We start from the raw sequence: 18,037 nt of genomic DNA, 5'->3' as shown, positions 1-18,037 counted from the left end.
AAATGTTTTGTTTAGAGTGATTCTAAATAACATTTTGCAATTGTCCTGATTTTTGTTCTAAAAAAATATCGCTATGAGTTCTCAGGAAATTATAAAAATTGAAGACGACTTTACGCTTATTCGTTTTCAAAATGACAGTTTAGAACCTTTTTCTGCACAACGAGAAATTGGTAGTGGCCTGATACAGTTTCACTTCGGAATAAAAGGAAATGCAAAATTCTTGTTCAATCAGGGTAACTATGCATTGGAATTGAAAGAAGAAAAATCGCTGCTTTTATATAATCCGCAGAAAGAATTACCACTCAATTTAGAGTTGGCTCCAAATTCCTGGGTGATCTCTGTAATTGTTTCGATTAAGAAATTTCACGCGTTGTTTTCTGCTGAAGCAGATTATATTACTTTCTTAAGTCCGGATAATAAGGACAAAAAGTATTATAACGAAGGAAATATTAGTCCGTCAATGGCAATTGTTTTGAGTCAACTGTTTCATTATAACTTACATCCGTCTATAAAAAACCTTTATTATAAAGGAAAAGGATATGAATTGCTGAGTTTGTATTTTAACAGAACCGAAGATCCAAATGCAGAGCAATGTCCGTTTTTGATTGATGAAGATAATGTTTTGAAGATCAGAAAAGCCAAAGAAATTATCATCGCTAATATGGCTGAACCTCCGGGATTGCAAGAGTTGGCAGATGAAATTGGTTTGAATCTAAAGAAACTCAAAATGGGTTTCAAACAAATTTACGGCGATACAGTTTACGGTTTTCTATTTGATTACAAAATGGATTTCGCCCGAAAACTATTAGATAGCGGATCTTATAATGTAAATGAAGTAGGATTAAAAATTGGTTACAGCACCGGAAGTCATTTTATAGCGGCTTTCAAGAAAAAGTTCGCCACAACTCCAAAGAAATATTTGATGTCAATTAATACTAATGTATAGCAAATGAGAAAAATACTTTTTTTGATATTTATTCCTTTATTAAGCTGTAAATCAACTGATCGTTCTTTATTGAATGAATATAAAAACTATGCATCGCATGATATTATAGTAGATAGTGTAAAGACATTTACTTATGGTTTACCTTTTATTTCTCCGATCGAGACCGAAAGAAAAATTCAAGAGACAAGAAAGTATAAGCGTGATAGTGTTTATAAAAAATATGGTTTATATAAACAAAATCAAGGTTGTGTTATAGGTGACAAGAAAATGGACAAAGCAATAAAAGAGTATCATAGAATAACAGATGTTTACCTCGTAAGTAGAAATGGAAAAGGATGGAAAGAGAAAATGGAAAAAGAGTTAAACGTTTTAAGTGAAGATTAAATTAAAAAGACTTCAGCATCAATTTTATATATCAGAACATAAATAAAAAATAACATTTATCATATTTCTAAAAAGTTGCAAGTTTTACTTTTGACGAAATTTTTAAACAAACAAATGCTTAAAGCCTATAGCTTAAAGCCTAAAGCAAAAAAAACAGAATGAAAGGCGTATTATTAGTAAACTTAGGATCTCCGGAAAGTCCAACACCAAAAGATGTAAAACCATATTTAGACGAATTTTTAATGGATAAATACGTGATCGATGTTCCGTATTTATTGAGAGCTTTATTGGTTCGTGGTATTATTTTAAGAAAAAGACCAGAAGAATCAGCGCACGCTTATGCGAAAATTTGGTGGGACGAAGGTTCTCCATTAGTAGTTCTTTCTGAAAGAATGCAGAAAAAAGTGCAGCCTTTAGTAAATGTTCCTGTTGCTCTGGCCATGCGTTACGGAAGTATGACTATCGAAAAAGGACTTCAGGAATTGCATGATAAAGGTGTTACTGAAGTATTACTTTTTCCGTTATATCCACAATATGCAATGGCTTCGACTTTGACCATTTTAGTAAAAGCAGAAGAAATTCGTAAAAAGAAATTCCCTCAAATGACTTTTACTGATGTTCCCGCGTTTTATAACAAACCGGATTACATCAAGAATTTGGCAGATTCGATTCATAAACATTTAGTTGGTTTTGATTACGATCATTTATTGTTCTCGTACCACGGAATACCGGAACGTCATATTCGCAAAACCGATGTAACAAAATCACATTGTAAAATTGATGGTTCTTGCTGTAATACACCTTCACCGGCACACGATTTTTGTTACCGTCACCAATGTTATGAGACAACCAGACAAGTCGTAAAATTATTAGGACTTCCTGAAGATAAATATAGTTTAACTTTTCAGTCTCGTTTAGCAGGAGATAAATGGTTAGAACCGTATACCGATGTTGAAATTGATAAAATGCCAGGAAAAGGAATCAGAAATTTAGCTGTTGTAACACCAGCTTTCGTTTCTGATTGTTTAGAAACGCTGGAAGAAATTGCAATGCGCGCCAAAGAAGATTTCGAGAAAAACGGAGGAGAAAAATTCCTGGCAATTCCGTGTTTAAATGATGACGATGAATGGTGTGAAACAGTAGGTAATTGGATTAATGATTGGGCTAAATAGAAAATAGAACAAAGAAGAAAGAGTAAAGAAAAAAGACTTTATAATGGAATACTATAACTATCTGAAATCACTGCATCTTATTTTTGTAATAACCTGGTTTGCCGGATTGTTTTATATCGTGCGTTTGTTTGTTTATCAAATTGAAGCCAACGAAAAATCATCTCCTGAAAAAGAAATTTTACAAGCGCAATACAAAATAATGACGTATCGTTTGTGGTATATTATTACGTGGCCGTCAGCAATTTTGGCAAGTATTTTTGCTTTTTGGATGTTGCTTTTTACAGATTTAGGAAACGCCTGGCTCAAAATGCCATGGATGCACGTTAAGTTATGTTTTGTTTTTTTATTGTATTTGTATCATGCAAAATGCCATCAAATATTTAAGCAATTGCAAAATGATGAGGTAAAATATTCTAACAATTTTATGCGTTTATGGAATGAAGGCGCAACGATTATCCTTTTTGCCGTGGTTTTTTTAGTAGTTTTAAAAAGTGCCATCAATTGGATTTTTGGTGTAATCGGAATCTTTTTATTCTCGATTATCATTATGTTGGGATTCCGTTTTTATAAAAGAATAAGAGAGAAAAAATAGTATTCAGTCTCAGTCTTAGTTTTCAGTTTATGCTGAGACTGAATACTGAGACTGAATACTGAGACTGAATACTGAGACTGAATACTAAATATATGCTGAACAACTTCAAAATGTCAATGCTTTCGCTTCGTACCAGGATTTTCCTGTCGATGATTGTATTGATTGTTGTGGCATCTTTTTTATTGGCTTCCATTTCGATTATTCAGTTTAAGAATGAAGCCAAAGAATACCATCAGGAACGTCTTGAACGAAAAGAAAATGCAGTAAAAGAACACATTAATTATGTGCTTTCGACTACAACTTATCCTTTAAAAACCGGAAACCTGGATTTGATTTTCAAGGATAAAATCCACGAATTAGCTCAGATTCATAAAATTGAAATCAATATTTATAGTCTTGATGGAAAACTATTAAAATCATCAAAAGAGTCTTTTGCCGTTGATAAAGTAGCGCCGCCTGTTCCGGATTATATTTTAAAATTAGTGCGTTCTTCGATCGAAAAGCGTTTTGTAGATATTAAAACCATCGATGGAGTCAAAAATCGATCATCTTACAGTTTAATCAAAGACGAAAAATTCAAACCGCTTGGTATTTTAAATCTTCCGTATTTAGAAGACGATGGCTATTATGATAACGAATTGAATACTTTCCTGATTCGTTTAAGTCAGGTTTATTCTTTTATGTTGGTTGTAGCTTTTGCATTAGCATATTTCCTTTCGACCTATATTACAAAATCGCTGAAAACCATTTCAGACAGATTAGAAGAAACCAATCTGGATCAGAAAAACGAAAAAATCGTTTTGGAAGCCAATAGTAAGGAAGTAAATTTCCTGATAAAGGCTTACAACGGAATGGTCGACAAACTCGAAACTAGCGCCATAAAACTAGCCCAAAGTGAGCGTGAAGAAGCCTGGCGCGAAATGGCGAAACAAGTAGCGCACGAAATAAAAAATCCGCTTACGCCGATGAGGTTAACCGTGCAGAGTTTTCAACGTAAGTTTGATCCAACGGCTCCGGATGTAAAACAAAAATTAAACGATTATTCTGAAACTTTAATTCAGCAAATTGATACTATGACCGCAGTAGCATCGGCATTTTCGAATTTTGCATCAATGCCGGCGCAACAAAACGAAACTTTAAATGTGGTTGAAGTCGTTGAGCTCTCTTTGGATATTTTCAACGAGGATTATATTGTGTTTGAAAGCGAAGAAGAGGAAATCATTTCAAAAATGGATCGTACACAATTGATTCGTGTCATTACGAATCTCGTAAAAAATGCAACACAGGCAATTCCGGAAAGTCAGTTTCATAAATCTATTGTTGTTACCGTAAAACGCAGAAACAATAATGTAGAGATTGCTGTAAAGGATAATGGAATAGGGATTCAAAAACTGGATACAGGTCGGATCTTTGAACCAAAATTCACTACGAAAACAAGTGGAATGGGACTTGGACTCGGAATTATAAAAAACATTATAGAAAATTACAAAGGAACAATTACCTTTGAATCAACTTACGGAAAAGGAACTACTTTTAGAGTTTCTTTGCCAATCACAAACTCCTAAAAAAAGCGTCATGAACTACGAAAATCTTTTAATCTCGATTGAAGAAAAAATTGCAACCGTAACCATAAACAGACCTACAAAACTAAATGCTTTAAACAAAGCAACAATTAGTGATTTGAGCAAAGCGGTAAAATTATTAGGTAAAAATGATGATGTTCGTGTAATTGTTATTACAGGAAGCGGCGAAAAAGCATTTGTAGCCGGAGCTGATATCTCAGAATTTGCAAATTATTCTGTAGCAGAAGGAGCTCAATTAGCCGGAGAAGGACAAGAATTACTATTTGATTTTATAGAGAACTTAAAGAAACCCGTTATTGCTGCCGTAAATGGTTTTGCACTTGGCGGAGGATTAGAACTTGCAATGGCATGTCATTTTAGAGTAGCATCAGATAATGCTAAAATGGGATTACCCGAAGTAACCTTAGGATTGATTCCCGGTTATGGAGGAACGCAGCGTTTGCCACAATTAATAGGAAAGGGCCGTGCAATGGAAATGATTATGACCGCAGCAATGATTTCTGCAGAAGAAGCCAAACAATACGGATTGGTAAATTATGTAGTGCCACAAGAAGAACTTTTGTCTTTTACAAATGTAATAGCCAATAAAATCATCAAAAATGCTCCTTTTGCAATTGGTAAAGCCATAAAAGCAATCAATGCAAATTATACAGACGGTAAAAATGGTTTTGATACCGAAATAAAATCATTCGGTAAATGTTTCGGAACCCAGGATTTTAAGGAAGGAACAACAGCATTCTTAGAGAAAAGAAAAGCTGAATTTACAGGAAAATAAAATTATACCACAACGAGATATAAAGATTCAAAAAGAATCTTAGTGCCTCAGAATCTTAGAAATAAAAAAATGTACGAACCTATATTTGCTCTTTTTTGCGAACGTGTTAAAGAAAGCATCAAAGCCGGCACCTTTGCCAAATTAACTCTGGCAAAAACCATCGGCGATACCGAGATTAAAAATATCTATTTCCGTTTGGCGATAAACGAAGACAATACGTATTCAATCGCATTAACAACGCGTTATAAAACCGAAGAAATCGAAAGTACACATACTTTAGATGAAGCTTTATTGGTATTGGGAACTTATATCAAAAATCCATTTTTGACCGCTTTATTGTTTACCACAGATAACGATGTGACTTTTAAAGTAAACAAAAAGAACGCAGGAAGTATCATCGAGCAAGAGCCGACATTCAAGAACGCTTCGCCCGTAATGTTAGAAATGATCGAGAAAGGAATTGTTTAAATAACTTTTATTGGATTTAGGAGCTAATCCCGCACAGGAGCCTGAAAGAGCGAACTGGCGAAGCAATCCGTTACAACCTTTTGTGCCTCCCGAAGCCTCGGGACCGGCACAAAAGGATTTCCACTTCTATCGGGGCGAGAAACAAATGTTGATGAAACTTTTTGCATCATAAAGTATAATGCCTCGCTTGTCAGGCTGAGGGAAGTCGAACTCCCGCTTTGTTGTAATCCATTTATGTGATCATAATCTCATTTTTGTCATCCCGATAAACGAGGGATATCCGTAAGAACTAACGTAAAGAATTTTTCCTAAAATGTGGAGCAACTTGTTGAGATCACTTGTTTCTCGGGATGACAAAAATCAGCAGACTTCTTCGCGAATCATTTGGAAACAATCTCTAAACCAGCTTTACAAACAAATTCGAAGCAATCTTATTCGAAATAGACAATTCTCTGCCATCAATTTTAATCTTCACAGATAAGTCAAAAGATTCCTTAGACAGAAGTTCCATTTGAGAACCCAGAGCAATCTCTTGTTTGTCGAGATATTTCAGGAATTCTGATGAAGTATCTTTTACACCTACACAAACTCCAATTTGATTTTCTGTTAATTCAGAAAGTAAGTGTTTCTCAATTTTTACAATTCGTCCATTCGCATCCGGAATCGGGTCACCATGCGGATCTTCTGTTGGATTTCCCAGAAAATCATCCAAACGATTGATTAACTGTTCTGATTTAATGTGTTCTAATTGTTCCGCAATATCATGAACTTCATCCCACGAAAAATTTAATTTTTCAACAAGAAAAACTTCCCATAAGCGATGTTTTCTAACAATCATTTTAGCGGCTAATTTGCCGTTTTCGGTCAAAGAAACGCCTTGATACTTTTTATAGTTTACCAAATCCTTTTCAGATAATTTTTTAAGCATATCCGTAACAGATGAAGCTTTGGTTTCCATCATTTCGGCAATAGCATTCGTGCTGACTTCAGCATCATTTGAAGCCGTAAGATGATAGATTGATTTAAGATAATTTTCTTCTGAAAAAGTCATTTTTTTATTTTTTGAGTCACAAAGGTTCAGAGGCACAAAAGTTCAAAGGTTTTAAATCTTTGTGCCTTTGTCGCTCTGTTACTTTGAACCTATTTTTTAACAATCAACAAAGGTATTGAAATTTTATGTCTCAATTTATCTACGGTTGTACCAAATAAAATATCTTTTAATCCAGTGTGGCCGTGGGTTCCCATAACCAGAATGTCAAAATTACCTTGGTTGATAATCTTCGGGATCACTGCGTTAGGTTTCCCAAAACCAAGTTCTGTTTCGATTCTGAATCCCTTCTGCGAAAGCATTTCTTTATATTCTAATAATAATTTTTCGTCAATAGTAGTTTCGTGATCGTCAACGTGTACGCCATACATTAATGCGCCAACAGTTTCTACAATGTGAATTAAGGTATATTGCGCATCGATTCCGCCCAATTCAAAGGCATTATTAAGTGCAGCTTCGTCAGCTTTAGAAAAGTCGACTGAAATCGCTATGTTTTTCTTGCCGTAACTTTCTTTTGGCGTATAAACTAATTTTAAGTGATGAGGTGAATGATTTTCGATATTCGATTTTGCTCTTGCAATAAAAGGTTTTGCAATAATGTATAATAATAAAGCAAGAAATCCAAAAGCGAGTGGAACGACTGTTAACCATAAAATTGTTGGATGATTCGAGTTTTCAAGCCATGATGTGATTTCGTCATAAACCAGTTTTGCATTTAATGAAACGATAATTAGCGCAATAATCCAGGCAGCGACCTGAGTTGTTTTAGAAATATGAAATCCTTTCATCTTAGTTTTATCGCTTACAAAGTGTATTAGCGGAATAATCGCAAATCCCAATTGTAAACTCAAAATAACCTGACTTAAAATTAGAAGTTTTCCCGTGACGCTTTCGCCATAAATCAAGATCACAATTACTGCCGGTACAATGGCAATTAAGCGGGTAATAATGCGTCGGACCCAAGGCTGAATTCTTAAATTCAGATAACCTTCCATTACAATTTGTCCGGCTAAAGTTCCGGTAACAGTCGAACTTTGTCCGGCGGCAATCAAAGCAACGGCAAATAAAATTGGTGCCCATTTGGTTCCCAGCAAAGGCTCCAGGAACTGATGTGCATCCTGAATTTCTGCAACTTCAAACATTCCGTTTCTATAGAATGTGGCTGCAGCCAAAATCAAAATAGCAGCGTTTACAAAAAAAGCAAGGTTTAAGGCGATTGTAGAATCTATGAAATTATATTTCAGAGCTTGTTTGATTCCGGCTGGAGTTCTGTCAAATTTTCTGGTTTGAACTAAAGAGGAATGCAAATATAAATTATGTGGCATTACCGTTGCACCAATAATCCCAATAGCAATATACAAAGCCGCTGAGTTTGGCATTGAAGGAATAAGACCATAAAGTACTTTATCCAGTTCCGGTTCTGCAAAAATCATTTCAAAAATAAAGGAGAAACCAATAATCGCAACCAGAACAATAATAAAAGCTTCCATTTTTCGGATTCCTTTATTGATAAGGAATAATAATAAAAAGGTATCTAAAACGGTAATTAAAACACCTTCGATAAGCGGAATATCAAAAAGCAAGTTGATCCCGATCGCCATTCCTAATACTTCGGCTAAATCGCACGCGGCAATGGCTATTTCTGCCAGGAAATATAAAATATAATTAATAAACTTCGAATACGTTTCTCGCGAAGCCTGTGCTAAATCACGTTGTGTTACAATCCCAAGCCTTGCACTTAAACTTTGTAAAAGTAAAGCCATTAAATTACTCATTAGCAAAACCCAAAGCAAAGAATACCCAAACTGACTACCGCCCGCAATATCTGTTGCCCAGTTGCCAGGATCCATATATCCTACGCTTACTAAATATGCCGGGCCTAAAAAGGCTAATATTTTTCTAAATCCTGTTTTTTTATGCTCTGTTGCAACCGATTGGTGAACTTCTTCTAAAGACTTGGTCATTGTAAAAATGTTGTTTTAACAAATATAGGTATAAATTACATTCGTAAAACAATATTTTTAGGCAAGTCTAAAACTTAAATGTTAGAATTTAAACAATTCGGGCACAATCCTGATAACGTAAAGTTTATGTCATTGACTTTATAATTATGAGGGATGATATAACTTGGCTTCACATTTTCGAGACAAGTTATTTCCAAACATTTTTCACAACTAAAATGAGCATGATTATGAATGTGCACACGTTGGGCATGATGATGGCATTTTGCATACTTGACCGTACCATCAAGATTTACAATTTTATGAATAATATCATCGTTTACCAATCTTTCTAATATTCTATAAATTGTAACCCTGTCACACAAATCGCCTATTTGTTTTTGAATTTCGGCATGTGACAGCGCAGTTTTAGAATTGCCAAAAATCTCTAAAACGGCTGTCTTTGCTGCTGTATTTCGTGTTGTTTTCATTTTATTATAATTAAAAATATTATCGCAACAATGTTGCGATTAAAATAATCTTGTATATTTGCAACAAAATTGCATTAAGCAAAAGTACTGAAAATGAAGAAAACAAGCACACCCTTTTATGATATTTTAGGAATTTCGAGCGCGACTATTTGTTTAGTTCATTGTTTGGTTTTTCCGCTTCTGACTATTTTGCCTTTAGGTTTAAGTCACAATCCATTTATTGATTTGCTCTTTGCAACGATCGGACTATTTGCAATTGTAAAGATAATTAAGAAATCAAACCTTTTGATTTCTTCTATTCTGATTATTTCAATGGCATTAATTTGGATCAGTGTTTTAAGCGAAATTATTCTTGATATTCATCTCGACCTGATATTTATTGGCGGAATAGGAATGATAATCGGCCATTTGGTTAATTATAGAATACATAAAAATACTAATCATTAAATATAAAGTTATGATACAAGAAACAAATTTTGAGGTTATCATTGTTGGAGGAAGTTACAGCGGACTTTCGGCAGCCATGAGTTTAGGGCGTTCACTGCGACAAGTTTTAGTGATTGACAGCGGTTTGCCTTGTAATCGACAAACGCCACATTCGCATAATTTCATCACGCACGATGGTGAAAAACCTGCAGTTATTTCGGCGAAAGCCAAAATACAAGTAGACTTTTATGATACAGTCCAGTTTTATAACGGACTTGCTATAAGTGCTGTCAAAACTGAAAACGGCTTTGAAATTAAAACCGAATCGGGAAAATCCTTTACTTCTCGAAAACTATTGTTCGCAACCGGAGTAAAAGATTTACTTCCGGAAATTCCAGGTTTTGCTGAATGTTGGGGAATTTCGGTTTTGTATTGTCCATATTGTCATGGTTATGAAGTTAAAACAGAGAAAACAGCAATTATTGCGAATGGCGAAATGGGATTTGAATTTGCTAAACTGATTTCGAATTGGACCAAAGATCTTAGCGTATTAACTAATGGAAAATCAACTTTATCTACGGAAGAAACGTTGATTTTGCAACAACATAATATTGCTGTTATTGAAGATGAAATTGATTCTTTTGAGCATGAAAATGGAAATATTAAGAATGTTGTTTTCAAAAATCAATCAAAAATTGCAATAAAAGCCATTTATGCCAGACCTCCTTTTGAACAGCATTGTCTTTTACCGGAAAGTTTAGGTTGCGAATTAACCCAACAAAGTTTACTGAAAGTCGATGCCATGCAAAAAACAAATATTGCCGGAATCTATGCGAGCGGAGATTGCACAACTCAAATGCGATCTGTGGCAATTGCGGTTTCTACAGGATCTTTTGCCGGAGCGGTAATTAATAAAGAACTTATTGACGAGTCATTTATTTAGCTTTTTTACATGGGATTATAAACAGTTATGTAAATCAAAGATTGAAATGTGCCTTTAGGTACTTAATGTTGGTAGAAATTAGATAGAAATATAACATATTGAAGTGAAATAAGTTATAAATTTCTAAATCTAAAATCAATATTTGTCAAATTTAATTTTTAGTTTTGTCTAAATTTAATTTTATAATAATGAAAAAACTATTTTTGATATTGCTTTTGTTTGGTTTACAAATTTCGTTTGCACAAGAAACTACTTCTATTTCTGGCTTTGTATCAGGTGAAGGTCAGAAATTGCAGTTAGCAAATGTTCATTTATTGGGAACAAAATATAAAGCAGTTACGGATAGTTTGGGATATTATAAATTAGAAAATGTTGCAATTGGAAATTATACACTTCAGGTTTCTCAAATTGGATTTCAGACTTTGAAAAAGAAAATAGAAGTCATTAAAGATTCTATTGAGTCGTATGATTTTGAATTGACAGATAACGAAAACCAACTGAATGAAGTCGTGGTTTCCGGAACTTTAAAAGCGGTAAAACGATTGGAAAGTGCAGTTCCGGTTGAGGTTTATTCGCCGGTTTTCTTCAAAAGAAATCCAACGCCAAGTATTTATGAAGCACTTCAGAATATAAATGGTGTTCGTCCGCAGCTAAATTGTGGTGTTTGCAATACCGGAGATATTCACATTAACGGATTGGAAGGACCTTATACTTTGGTTTTAATTGACGGAATGCCAATTGTGAGCAGCCTTTCAACGGTTTATGGATTATCCGGAATTCCTAATTCACTCGTAGAACGTATTGAAATCGTAAAAGGTCCGGCATCTTCTCTTTACGGAAGTGAGGCAGTTGGTGGCTTGATCAATATTATAACTAAAAATCCAACCAATGCACCGTTGTTTTCGGCCGATGTTTTTACGACTTCATATTTAGAAACGAATGTTGATTTGGGAATGAAATTTAATCCAACCAAAAAGTCTACAACACTTTTAGGAATTAATTATTTCGACTACAATCAGGTTGTGGATAAAGATAAGGATGGATTTACGGATGTTACGCTTTCGCAAAGAATTTCAGTTTTTAATAAATGGAGTTTTCAAAGGGAAAATAATCGTTTGTTTACGATCGCAGCACGCGGAATGTATGAAGACCGATGGGGTGGAGACGTGCGTTGGGAAAAGAAGTATCGCGGAGGTGATGAAATTTACGGCGAAAGTATTTATACTAAAAGAGGTGAATTGATAGGAAGTTATCAATTGCCATTCGAAGAAAAACTAATGCTTTCGTTCTCGGGAAATGTGCATTATCAGGACAGTCGTTATGGAACAACTTCATACATCGCCAATCAAAAGATAGGTTTCCTGCAATTGACCTGGGATAAAAAGATTGGAAGGAACGATTTCCTTGCCGGAATCGCCAATCGGTATTCTTATTATGATGATAATACTACTGCCACAAAAGAAGCAGAAAGTACTTGGTTACCGGGAATTTTTGTTCAGGATGAAATTACGCTTTCTCCCAAAAGTCAGGTTTTGTTAGGAATGCGTTATGACTACAACTCGATTCATGGTTCTATTTATACGCCAAGAGTTGCATATCGATGGAAGAAAAATGAAAATACCATTTTCCGTTTCAATGCCGGAACCGGATTTCGTGTCGTAAATTTATTTACCGAAGATCACGCTGCCCTTACCGGATCAAGAGATGTTGTACTTAAAAGCAATTTAAAACCCGAACAATCTATAAATGCAAATCTGAATTACATTCAGAAAATAAACTTTACAAACGGAATTTTTATAGGCATTGAAACGACGGCTTTTTATACCCGTTTCAGCAATAAGATTATATCAGATTATGAAACTGATCCTAATAAAATCATCTATGACAACATTAACGGTTACGCCATAAGTCAGGGAATCAGTACGAATGTTGATGTCAATTTTCCAATGGGATTAAAAATGATTTTGGGTGCGACGGTTTTAGACAATAAAAATGTTGAAAATGGAATCTCAGAAACTCCTTTTTTAACCGAAAAATTCACAGGAACCTGGAGTATGTCCTATAAAATAGAGCCTTGGAATTTATTAATGGATTATACAGGGAATGTTTACAGCCCAATGAAATTGCCTTTGTTGAGCGATTCAGATCCAAGAAGTCCAAAATCGCCTTGGTACAGTATTCAGAATATTCAGTTTACTTATTTTGGATGGAAAAATTTTGAATTGTACGGCGGAATAAAAAACCTATTGAATTTTACACCAAAACAGAATAATCCGTTTTTGATTTCAAGAACCAATGATCCTTTTGATAAAAATGTGCAATATGATTCCGCTGGAAAAGTACTGGTTACTCCGAATAATCCCTATGGTTTGACTTTCGACACGACTTATGTTTACGGACAAAACCAAACGATTCGTGGATTTTTTGGACTAAGATATACACTGCGATAAAATTATATGCCACAGATTAAATGGATTAAAAACACTATTTTTTAGAAGAAATTCGTGGCAGCAAAATCTTTTTAATCCATTTAATCTGTGGCAAAAATGAAAAAAAAATGAAAAAGCTATTTCTATTTATCTTGTTTTTCAGTGTAACTTCAATAGGATTCTGCCAGCTTAAAAACAGAACTTTTGAGGAAGTAGACAGTTTGCAGCAAATTCAAAAACGAAGAATAATTGTTTTTATCCATACGGATTGGTGTCAGTTTTGCCAACGAATGAAACAAACGACTTTCAAAAATCAGGAAATCATCCAAAAACTGAATTCAGATTTTTATTTTGTCGATTTTAATGCCGAAGAAAAACGGGATATTACATTTAATAACCAGAAATTTAAATATCAGCCTTCGGGAAATAATGTAGGTGTTCATGAATTGGCTTTGCAGTTAGGAACCATGAACAATCAAATCGTATATCCGGTTTTGTGTGTTTTGAATGAAAAACGAGAAATTATCTTACAATACAATAGTTGTCTTAATCCAAAGGATTTTAAGGTACTTTTAGAAAAATTGAGTGAATAAAATTCATTATTTTTGAGAATGAATTCTTCGCAAATCCAACACTTCAATTACATCTTTACAGGAACGGGTTTATCTGCCTTGATGACCGTTTATAAAATGGTATTGTCCGGGAAATTTTCCAATAAATCCATTTTGCTGTTAGATCAGGATTTAAAAAAAACAAATGACAGAACTTGGTGTTTTTGGGCGAAAGAGGAAACGTTATGGAATTCGATTATTTTCAAAAAATGGAATTCGGCGTTGTTTGCCAATGAATGTTTTAATCGTGATTTAGATCTGAATCCTTATCAATACAATCAAATTCGGGGATTGGATTTTTATAATTTTGTTTTCGAAAGCCTTTCAAAACATTCAAATATTACTTTTTTAAATGAAAAAGTAACGGATATCAATGAACTCGAAACCCATGTTTTTGTAGGTACGGAAGTTAGCAGATATACTTGTGATTACTTATTCAATAGTATTTATACCAAAGCTTTTGCTTTAAGTCAGGCTAAATATCCGGTTTTGCAACAACATTTTGTGGGTTGGTTTGTAAAGACGAAAATCGAGATTTTTAATCCGGAACAGGCAACTTTTATGGATTTTTCGGTCGAACAAAGAGGGAATACGCGTTTTATGTATGTTTTGCCAATTTCAAAAACCGAAGCTTTAGTTGAATATACTTTGTTTTCTGAAAACTTGCTTTCAAAAGAAGAATATGAAAATGAGATTCAGATCTACTTAAAAAAATTAGACATTGATCAATATGAAATTATTGAAAAGGAGCAGGGAAGTATTCCTATGACTTCTTATCCCTTTTGGAAAAAAAATACCAAACGTGTTCTAAATATAGGAACTGCCGGTGGGTGGACAAAAGCAAGTACAGGTTATACCTTTAGAAATTCTGATAAAAAAGCTGAAGAATTAGTTCAGTTTCTTTCCGCCACTTCTCCCGAAGCTTCAGGACAGCTCAAAATGTCATCTTTTCATAAAAAAAGCCGATTCTGGTTTTATGATTTATTGCTTTTAAATATTCTGCATCGTCATAATGAATTGGGAAGTGTTATTTTTTCATCGATGTTCAAAAAAGGAAATCCTGCTCTGATCTTTAAGTTTCTGGATGAAGAAACCAGTTTGTTAGAAGATCTTAAAGTGATTTTAAAATGTCCTAAAATGCCTTTTATTAAGGCGTTGCTTCGGGTTATCTTTAAGTAAAGATTCTTATTGCTTTCAAAGTCGAAATTATCTATCGTAATAAATAGCGGATGTCTTGAAAGCTTTGACGTATTGGATCAATACAAAATCCAGCTCATAAATTCTTATGCCCTTATTTGTCTGTTTAAAATGTCTTATTGTTTTGTTTTATAGACTTTTTAGGGCAACTACAATGACACATTTACATTTAAATTTGCTGTTTCTAAAAAATGTTGATTCATTATTGAGCAAAACTTTGGTTTTGCATCTTACAGATAGAAAAAACACAAAAATAGAGAAAAACAGATAATGAAAAACCTGTAAAAATCATTCGGGCATTCTATAATCGTTCATTAGCGATAATGAATTAATTGGCAAATTTATGGGTATTACCAAACATTTATATTTTGATAAGGAAACAAAAACAATAGGAAAAATTTGCAAAGCACTTGGTCATCCTGCAAGAATTGAGATTATGACGCTCCTTTGGAAAAGAAATAACAGGACTTGTGGTGAAATTGTTGAATTAATGCCATTGGCACAATCAACAATATCCAAACACTTATTAGAATTAAAAAAAGCAAATCTTGTAAATATAGTGAATGAGGGAAAGAAAATAATCTACTCTGTTGAAGTTAGTAATATCGAAACACTTAAAAAATACCTGTCAAGTTATCTGTCAACCATTGAAATTTTAGAACATAATAAAGAAACTGTTTTAACAACCAAGCATAAACTAAGAAGCAGGTATAGCCATTTGAAACAATATAATTATGAGTTTTCTAATAAAAAACAAAAGAGATTGTGCTTTAGAGATAATAACCCATCTTACTAACGCTATGTGTTTTGTCATAATATATGTAAAACCGTTAAGAAAACAAGTTTAAAATTGACGATAATTCCTAGTATTGCTTTAATGTTTTATTCTGTTCAAAATCTATTATGGAACTATAACAAAACTTTATACCTGAAATTAACTAGTTGCGAGTAAACTTTGTAACTTTGCAAATCAAAAGTAAAATTTAAAATAAAGAAATATGTATCCAGAAGAAATGGTAAAACCAATGCAAGCTGAACTAACAGCTGCTGGTTTTCAAGATTTACATAGTGCTGACGCTGTAGATAATGCTATCAAAGCTGAAGGTACCACTTTAGTTGTTGTAAACTCTGTTTGTGGTTGTGCTGCAAGAAATGCACGTCCAGGAGCAAAAATGAGTTTAGAAGGAGCTAAAAAACCAGATCACTTAATCACTGTTTTTGCTGGTGTTGACAAAGAAGCTGTTGATGCTGCAAGACAACATATGTTTCCTTTTCCTCCATCATCGCCTTCTATGGCTTTGTTCAAAAACGGAGAATTGGTTCACATGTTAGAGCGTCACCACATCGAAGGGCGTCCGGCTGAATTAATCGCTGAGAACTTGCAAGATGCTTTTAACGAATTCTGCTAATTCAGGTTCAAAGCAACAAAAGTACAGAGATATAAAGATTTTAAAAGCACTATTAATTTAGTGCTTTTTTGTTTTTATAAAGTATTTCAAAACCTTTGAACCTGACAAAACCTTTGTCTCTTTGAACCTTTTTCTTTACCTTTGCACCTCAAAAAAAAATCTAAACTTAATAACTGTTTATAGCATGCAACTGTACAACACTTTAAGCGCAGAAGAGAGAGCCATCATGATCGATGATGCCGGTAAACAACGACTAACGTTGTCTTTCTATGCGTATGCCAAAATTCAAGATCCCAAAAAATTTCGCGATGATTTATTTGTAGCCTGGAATAAGCTTGATGCTTTAGGCCGAATTTATGTCGCCAATGAAGGAATTAATGCTCAGATGAGTATTCCGGAAGAAAATTTGGAGACTTTTAGAGCAACTCTGGAAGTATATGATTTCATGAAAGGCATTCGTTTGAATGAAGCGGTTGAACATGATGATCATTCCTTTTTAAAATTAACCATTAAAGTTCGTGATAAAATCGTTGCCGACGGTTTGAATGATGAGACTTTTGATGTAACTAATATTGGCGTTCACTTGAAAGCCAAAGAATTCAACGAAATTTTAGACGATCCAAACACGATTGTAGTAGATTTTAGAAATCACTACGAAAGTGAAGTAGGGCATTTTAAAGGCGCAATTACTCCTGATGTTGAAACTTTTAGAGAGAGTTTGCCCATAATCAACGATCAGCTCCAAAACCATAAAGAAGATAAAAATCTGGTCATGTATTGTACCGGAGGAATTCGTTGCGAAAAAGCAAGTGCTTATTTTAAACACCAGGGCTTTAAAAATGTGTTTCAGTTAGAAGGAGGAATCATTAATTACGCCAAACAAATTGAAGCAGAAGGTTTAGAAAGCAAATTCATTGGGAAAAACTTTGTATTTGATAACCGTCTTGGCGAAAGAATTACCGAAGATATTATTTCGCAATGTCATCAATGCGGAAAACCTTGCGACAATCATACGAATTGCGAAAATGACGGATGTCATTTGCTATTTATTCAATGTGACGAATGTAAAGCCGCAATGGAAAATTGCTGTTCTTCAGAATGTCTTGATGTTATACATATGCCTCTTGTTGATCAGGTTCGTTTAAGAACCGGAAAACAAGTTGGAAACAAGGTTTTCAGAAAAGGAAAATCAGATAGTTTGAAATTTAAGCATTCCGGTGAATTACAAAATGTTGCCTTGGCTACTGCAGAAAAACCAGTAGATATTCGCCAGAAAATAAAAGTGAAAAAAGTACTTATTGGTAAAGCCGAACATTATTATGTAAAAGCACAAGTTGGTCTTTTTACTGTTGAAAATCAAGAATTAAATGCAGGTGATAAAGTCTTAATTTCCGGACCTACTACAGGAAATCAGGAATTAGTTTTAGAAAAAATGATTGTCAACGAAGTCGAAGCTTTAACCGCTAAGATAGGTGATAAAGTTACTTTTGAAGTTCCTTTCCGTATTCGTTTATCAGATAAAATCTATAAAATTTTAGAATAAAATTAGTGTTTAGTGCGAAACTTTAGCACGTTCAAATACCACATAAAGTTAATTTTTAGAGGAAATACTAAGCTTTAAAA

Annotated in this window: 18 protein-coding genes; 15 read left to right on the top strand and 3 right to left on the bottom strand. The window is 34.0% G+C overall.

Annotation, left to right across the window (positions count from 1 at the left end; translation table 11 throughout):
- Window positions 1-73 precede the first annotated feature (73 nt).
- The 7 genes from RC62_RS08200 to RC62_RS08170 all read left to right on the top strand — a co-directional run bounded on the left by RC62_RS08200 (window position 74) and on the right by RC62_RS08170 (window position 5,920).
- Entirely contained in the window at window positions 74-946 is an 873-nt protein-coding gene (locus tag RC62_RS08200) for a helix-turn-helix domain-containing protein (protein ID WP_055094375.1), read from the top strand.
- Window positions 947-949: 3 nt separating this feature from the next.
- Window positions 950-1,330 (top strand): hypothetical protein, encoded by a 381-nt coding sequence (locus tag RC62_RS08195; RefSeq protein ID WP_055094373.1) that lies wholly within the window; start codon window positions 950-952, stop codon window positions 1,328-1,330.
- 158 nt (window positions 1,331-1,488) lie between these two features.
- Entirely contained in the window at window positions 1,489-2,502 is a 1,014-nt protein-coding gene (gene hemH, locus RC62_RS08190; RefSeq protein WP_055094371.1) for a ferrochelatase, read from the top strand.
- Window positions 2,503-2,545: 43 nt separating this feature from the next.
- The gene (locus RC62_RS08185; protein WP_055094369.1) at window positions 2,546-3,094 is read left to right on the top strand and encodes a CopD family protein; all 549 of its coding nucleotides are present in this window, start codon (window positions 2,546-2,548) and stop codon (window positions 3,092-3,094) included.
- 149 nt (window positions 3,095-3,243) lie between these two features.
- Complete coding sequence (locus RC62_RS08180) at window positions 3,244-4,659, top strand: ATP-binding protein (protein ID WP_082421242.1); 1,416 nt, start codon at window positions 3,244-3,246, stop codon at window positions 4,657-4,659.
- A gap of 10 nt (window positions 4,660-4,669) precedes the next feature.
- Complete coding sequence (locus RC62_RS08175; protein ID WP_055094365.1) at window positions 4,670-5,452, top strand: enoyl-CoA hydratase/isomerase family protein; 783 nt, start codon at window positions 4,670-4,672, stop codon at window positions 5,450-5,452.
- A 69-nt stretch (window positions 5,453-5,521) separates the two neighbouring features.
- Window positions 5,522-5,920, top strand: coding sequence for a hypothetical protein (locus RC62_RS08170; protein ID WP_055094364.1), 399 nt, complete (start codon window positions 5,522-5,524; stop codon window positions 5,918-5,920).
- A gap of 397 nt (window positions 5,921-6,317) precedes the next feature.
- Here the strand turns inward: RC62_RS08170 and RC62_RS08165 are convergent, their stop codons facing one another.
- From RC62_RS08165 to RC62_RS08155, 3 genes are all read right to left on the bottom strand, one after another.
- On the bottom strand, window positions 6,318-6,971 hold the full coding sequence (locus tag RC62_RS08165; RefSeq protein WP_055094362.1) for a metal-dependent transcriptional regulator: 654 nt from the start codon (window positions 6,969-6,971) through the stop codon (window positions 6,318-6,320).
- Window positions 6,972-7,060: 89 nt separating this feature from the next.
- Window positions 7,061-8,932: an Nramp family divalent metal transporter gene (locus tag RC62_RS08160; RefSeq protein WP_055094360.1), complete on the bottom strand. Its 1,872-nt coding sequence runs from the start codon at window positions 8,930-8,932 to the stop codon at window positions 7,061-7,063.
- Window positions 8,933-9,006: 74 nt separating this feature from the next.
- Window positions 9,007-9,399, bottom strand: coding sequence for a Fur family transcriptional regulator (locus tag RC62_RS08155; RefSeq protein WP_055094358.1), 393 nt, complete (start codon window positions 9,397-9,399; stop codon window positions 9,007-9,009).
- Between the two features lie 93 nt (window positions 9,400-9,492).
- Here RC62_RS08155 and RC62_RS08150 point away from each other — a divergent pair, with 93 nt between their 5' ends.
- The 8 genes from RC62_RS08150 (at window position 9,493) to RC62_RS08115 (ending at window position 17,957) form a co-directional block, all read left to right on the top strand.
- Window positions 9,493-9,846, top strand: coding sequence for a MerC family mercury resistance protein (locus tag RC62_RS08150; protein ID WP_055094355.1), 354 nt, complete (start codon window positions 9,493-9,495; stop codon window positions 9,844-9,846).
- A 10-nt stretch (window positions 9,847-9,856) separates the two neighbouring features.
- Window positions 9,857-10,768 carry an NAD(P)/FAD-dependent oxidoreductase gene (locus RC62_RS08145; protein ID WP_055094353.1) on the top strand — a complete coding sequence of 304 codons (912 nt, stop codon included), beginning with the start codon at window positions 9,857-9,859 and terminating at the stop codon, window positions 10,766-10,768.
- A 188-nt stretch (window positions 10,769-10,956) separates the two neighbouring features.
- Window positions 10,957-13,218, top strand: a complete 2,262-nt coding sequence (locus RC62_RS08140) for a TonB-dependent receptor (protein ID WP_055094351.1) — start codon at window positions 10,957-10,959, stop codon at window positions 13,216-13,218.
- 107 nt (window positions 13,219-13,325) lie between these two features.
- Complete coding sequence (locus RC62_RS08135; RefSeq protein ID WP_055094349.1) at window positions 13,326-13,790, top strand: thioredoxin family protein; 465 nt, start codon at window positions 13,326-13,328, stop codon at window positions 13,788-13,790.
- Window positions 13,791-13,808: 18 nt separating this feature from the next.
- Window positions 13,809-14,987 carry a lycopene cyclase family protein gene (locus tag RC62_RS08130; protein ID WP_055094347.1) on the top strand — a complete coding sequence of 393 codons (1,179 nt, stop codon included), beginning with the start codon at window positions 13,809-13,811 and terminating at the stop codon, window positions 14,985-14,987.
- 361 nt (window positions 14,988-15,348) lie between these two features.
- Window positions 15,349-15,801 (top strand): ArsR/SmtB family transcription factor, encoded by a 453-nt coding sequence (locus RC62_RS08125; RefSeq protein WP_055094345.1) that lies wholly within the window; start codon window positions 15,349-15,351, stop codon window positions 15,799-15,801.
- Window positions 15,802-16,003: 202 nt separating this feature from the next.
- Entirely contained in the window at window positions 16,004-16,414 is a 411-nt protein-coding gene (locus RC62_RS08120) for a BrxA/BrxB family bacilliredoxin (RefSeq protein WP_026982321.1), read from the top strand.
- Window positions 16,415-16,598: 184 nt separating this feature from the next.
- Entirely contained in the window at window positions 16,599-17,957 is a 1,359-nt protein-coding gene (locus RC62_RS08115; protein ID WP_055094343.1) for a rhodanese-related sulfurtransferase, read from the top strand.
- The last annotated feature ends 80 nt before the right edge of the window (window positions 17,958-18,037 follow it).

The sequence above is a fragment of the Flavobacterium aquidurense genome, from assembly GCF_001404985.1.
Lineage (GTDB): Bacteria > Bacteroidota > Bacteroidia > Flavobacteriales > Flavobacteriaceae > Flavobacterium > Flavobacterium aquidurense_B.
Note: the sequence above shows the minus strand (reverse complement) of the source record. Positions and strands in the feature narration are given on the sequence as shown.

Coding starts and splice junctions, on each gene's coding strand:
- RC62_RS08180 (WP_082421242.1), top strand. CDS start 3,244: ATGATTGTATTGATTGTTGTGGCATCTTTTTTATTGGCTTCCATTTCG.
- RC62_RS08150 (WP_055094355.1), top strand. CDS start 9,493: ATGAAGAAAACAAGCACACCCTTTTATGATATTTTAGGAATTTCGAGC.
- RC62_RS08200 (WP_055094375.1), top strand. CDS start 74: ATGAGTTCTCAGGAAATTATAAAAATTGAAGACGACTTTACGCTTATT.
- RC62_RS08195 (WP_055094373.1), top strand. CDS start 950: ATGAGAAAAATACTTTTTTTGATATTTATTCCTTTATTAAGCTGTAAA.
- RC62_RS08115 (WP_055094343.1), top strand. CDS start 16,599: ATGCAACTGTACAACACTTTAAGCGCAGAAGAGAGAGCCATCATGATC.
- RC62_RS08130 (WP_055094347.1), top strand. CDS start 13,809: ATGAATTCTTCGCAAATCCAACACTTCAATTACATCTTTACAGGAACG.
- RC62_RS08140 (WP_055094351.1), top strand. CDS start 10,957: ATGAAAAAACTATTTTTGATATTGCTTTTGTTTGGTTTACAAATTTCG.
- RC62_RS08160 (WP_055094360.1), bottom strand. CDS start 8,932: ATGACCAAGTCTTTAGAAGAAGTTCACCAATCGGTTGCAACAGAGCAT.
- RC62_RS08135 (WP_055094349.1), top strand. CDS start 13,326: ATGAAAAAGCTATTTCTATTTATCTTGTTTTTCAGTGTAACTTCAATA.
- RC62_RS08175 (WP_055094365.1), top strand. CDS start 4,670: ATGAACTACGAAAATCTTTTAATCTCGATTGAAGAAAAAATTGCAACC.
- RC62_RS08145 (WP_055094353.1), top strand. CDS start 9,857: ATGATACAAGAAACAAATTTTGAGGTTATCATTGTTGGAGGAAGTTAC.
- hemH (WP_055094371.1), top strand. CDS start 1,489: ATGAAAGGCGTATTATTAGTAAACTTAGGATCTCCGGAAAGTCCAACA.
- RC62_RS08170 (WP_055094364.1), top strand. CDS start 5,522: ATGTACGAACCTATATTTGCTCTTTTTTGCGAACGTGTTAAAGAAAGC.
- RC62_RS08120 (WP_026982321.1), top strand. CDS start 16,004: ATGTATCCAGAAGAAATGGTAAAACCAATGCAAGCTGAACTAACAGCT.
- RC62_RS08165 (WP_055094362.1), bottom strand. CDS start 6,971: ATGACTTTTTCAGAAGAAAATTATCTTAAATCAATCTATCATCTTACG.
- RC62_RS08185 (WP_055094369.1), top strand. CDS start 2,546: ATGGAATACTATAACTATCTGAAATCACTGCATCTTATTTTTGTAATA.
- RC62_RS08125 (WP_055094345.1), top strand. CDS start 15,349: ATGGGTATTACCAAACATTTATATTTTGATAAGGAAACAAAAACAATA.
- RC62_RS08155 (WP_055094358.1), bottom strand. CDS start 9,399: ATGAAAACAACACGAAATACAGCAGCAAAGACAGCCGTTTTAGAGATT.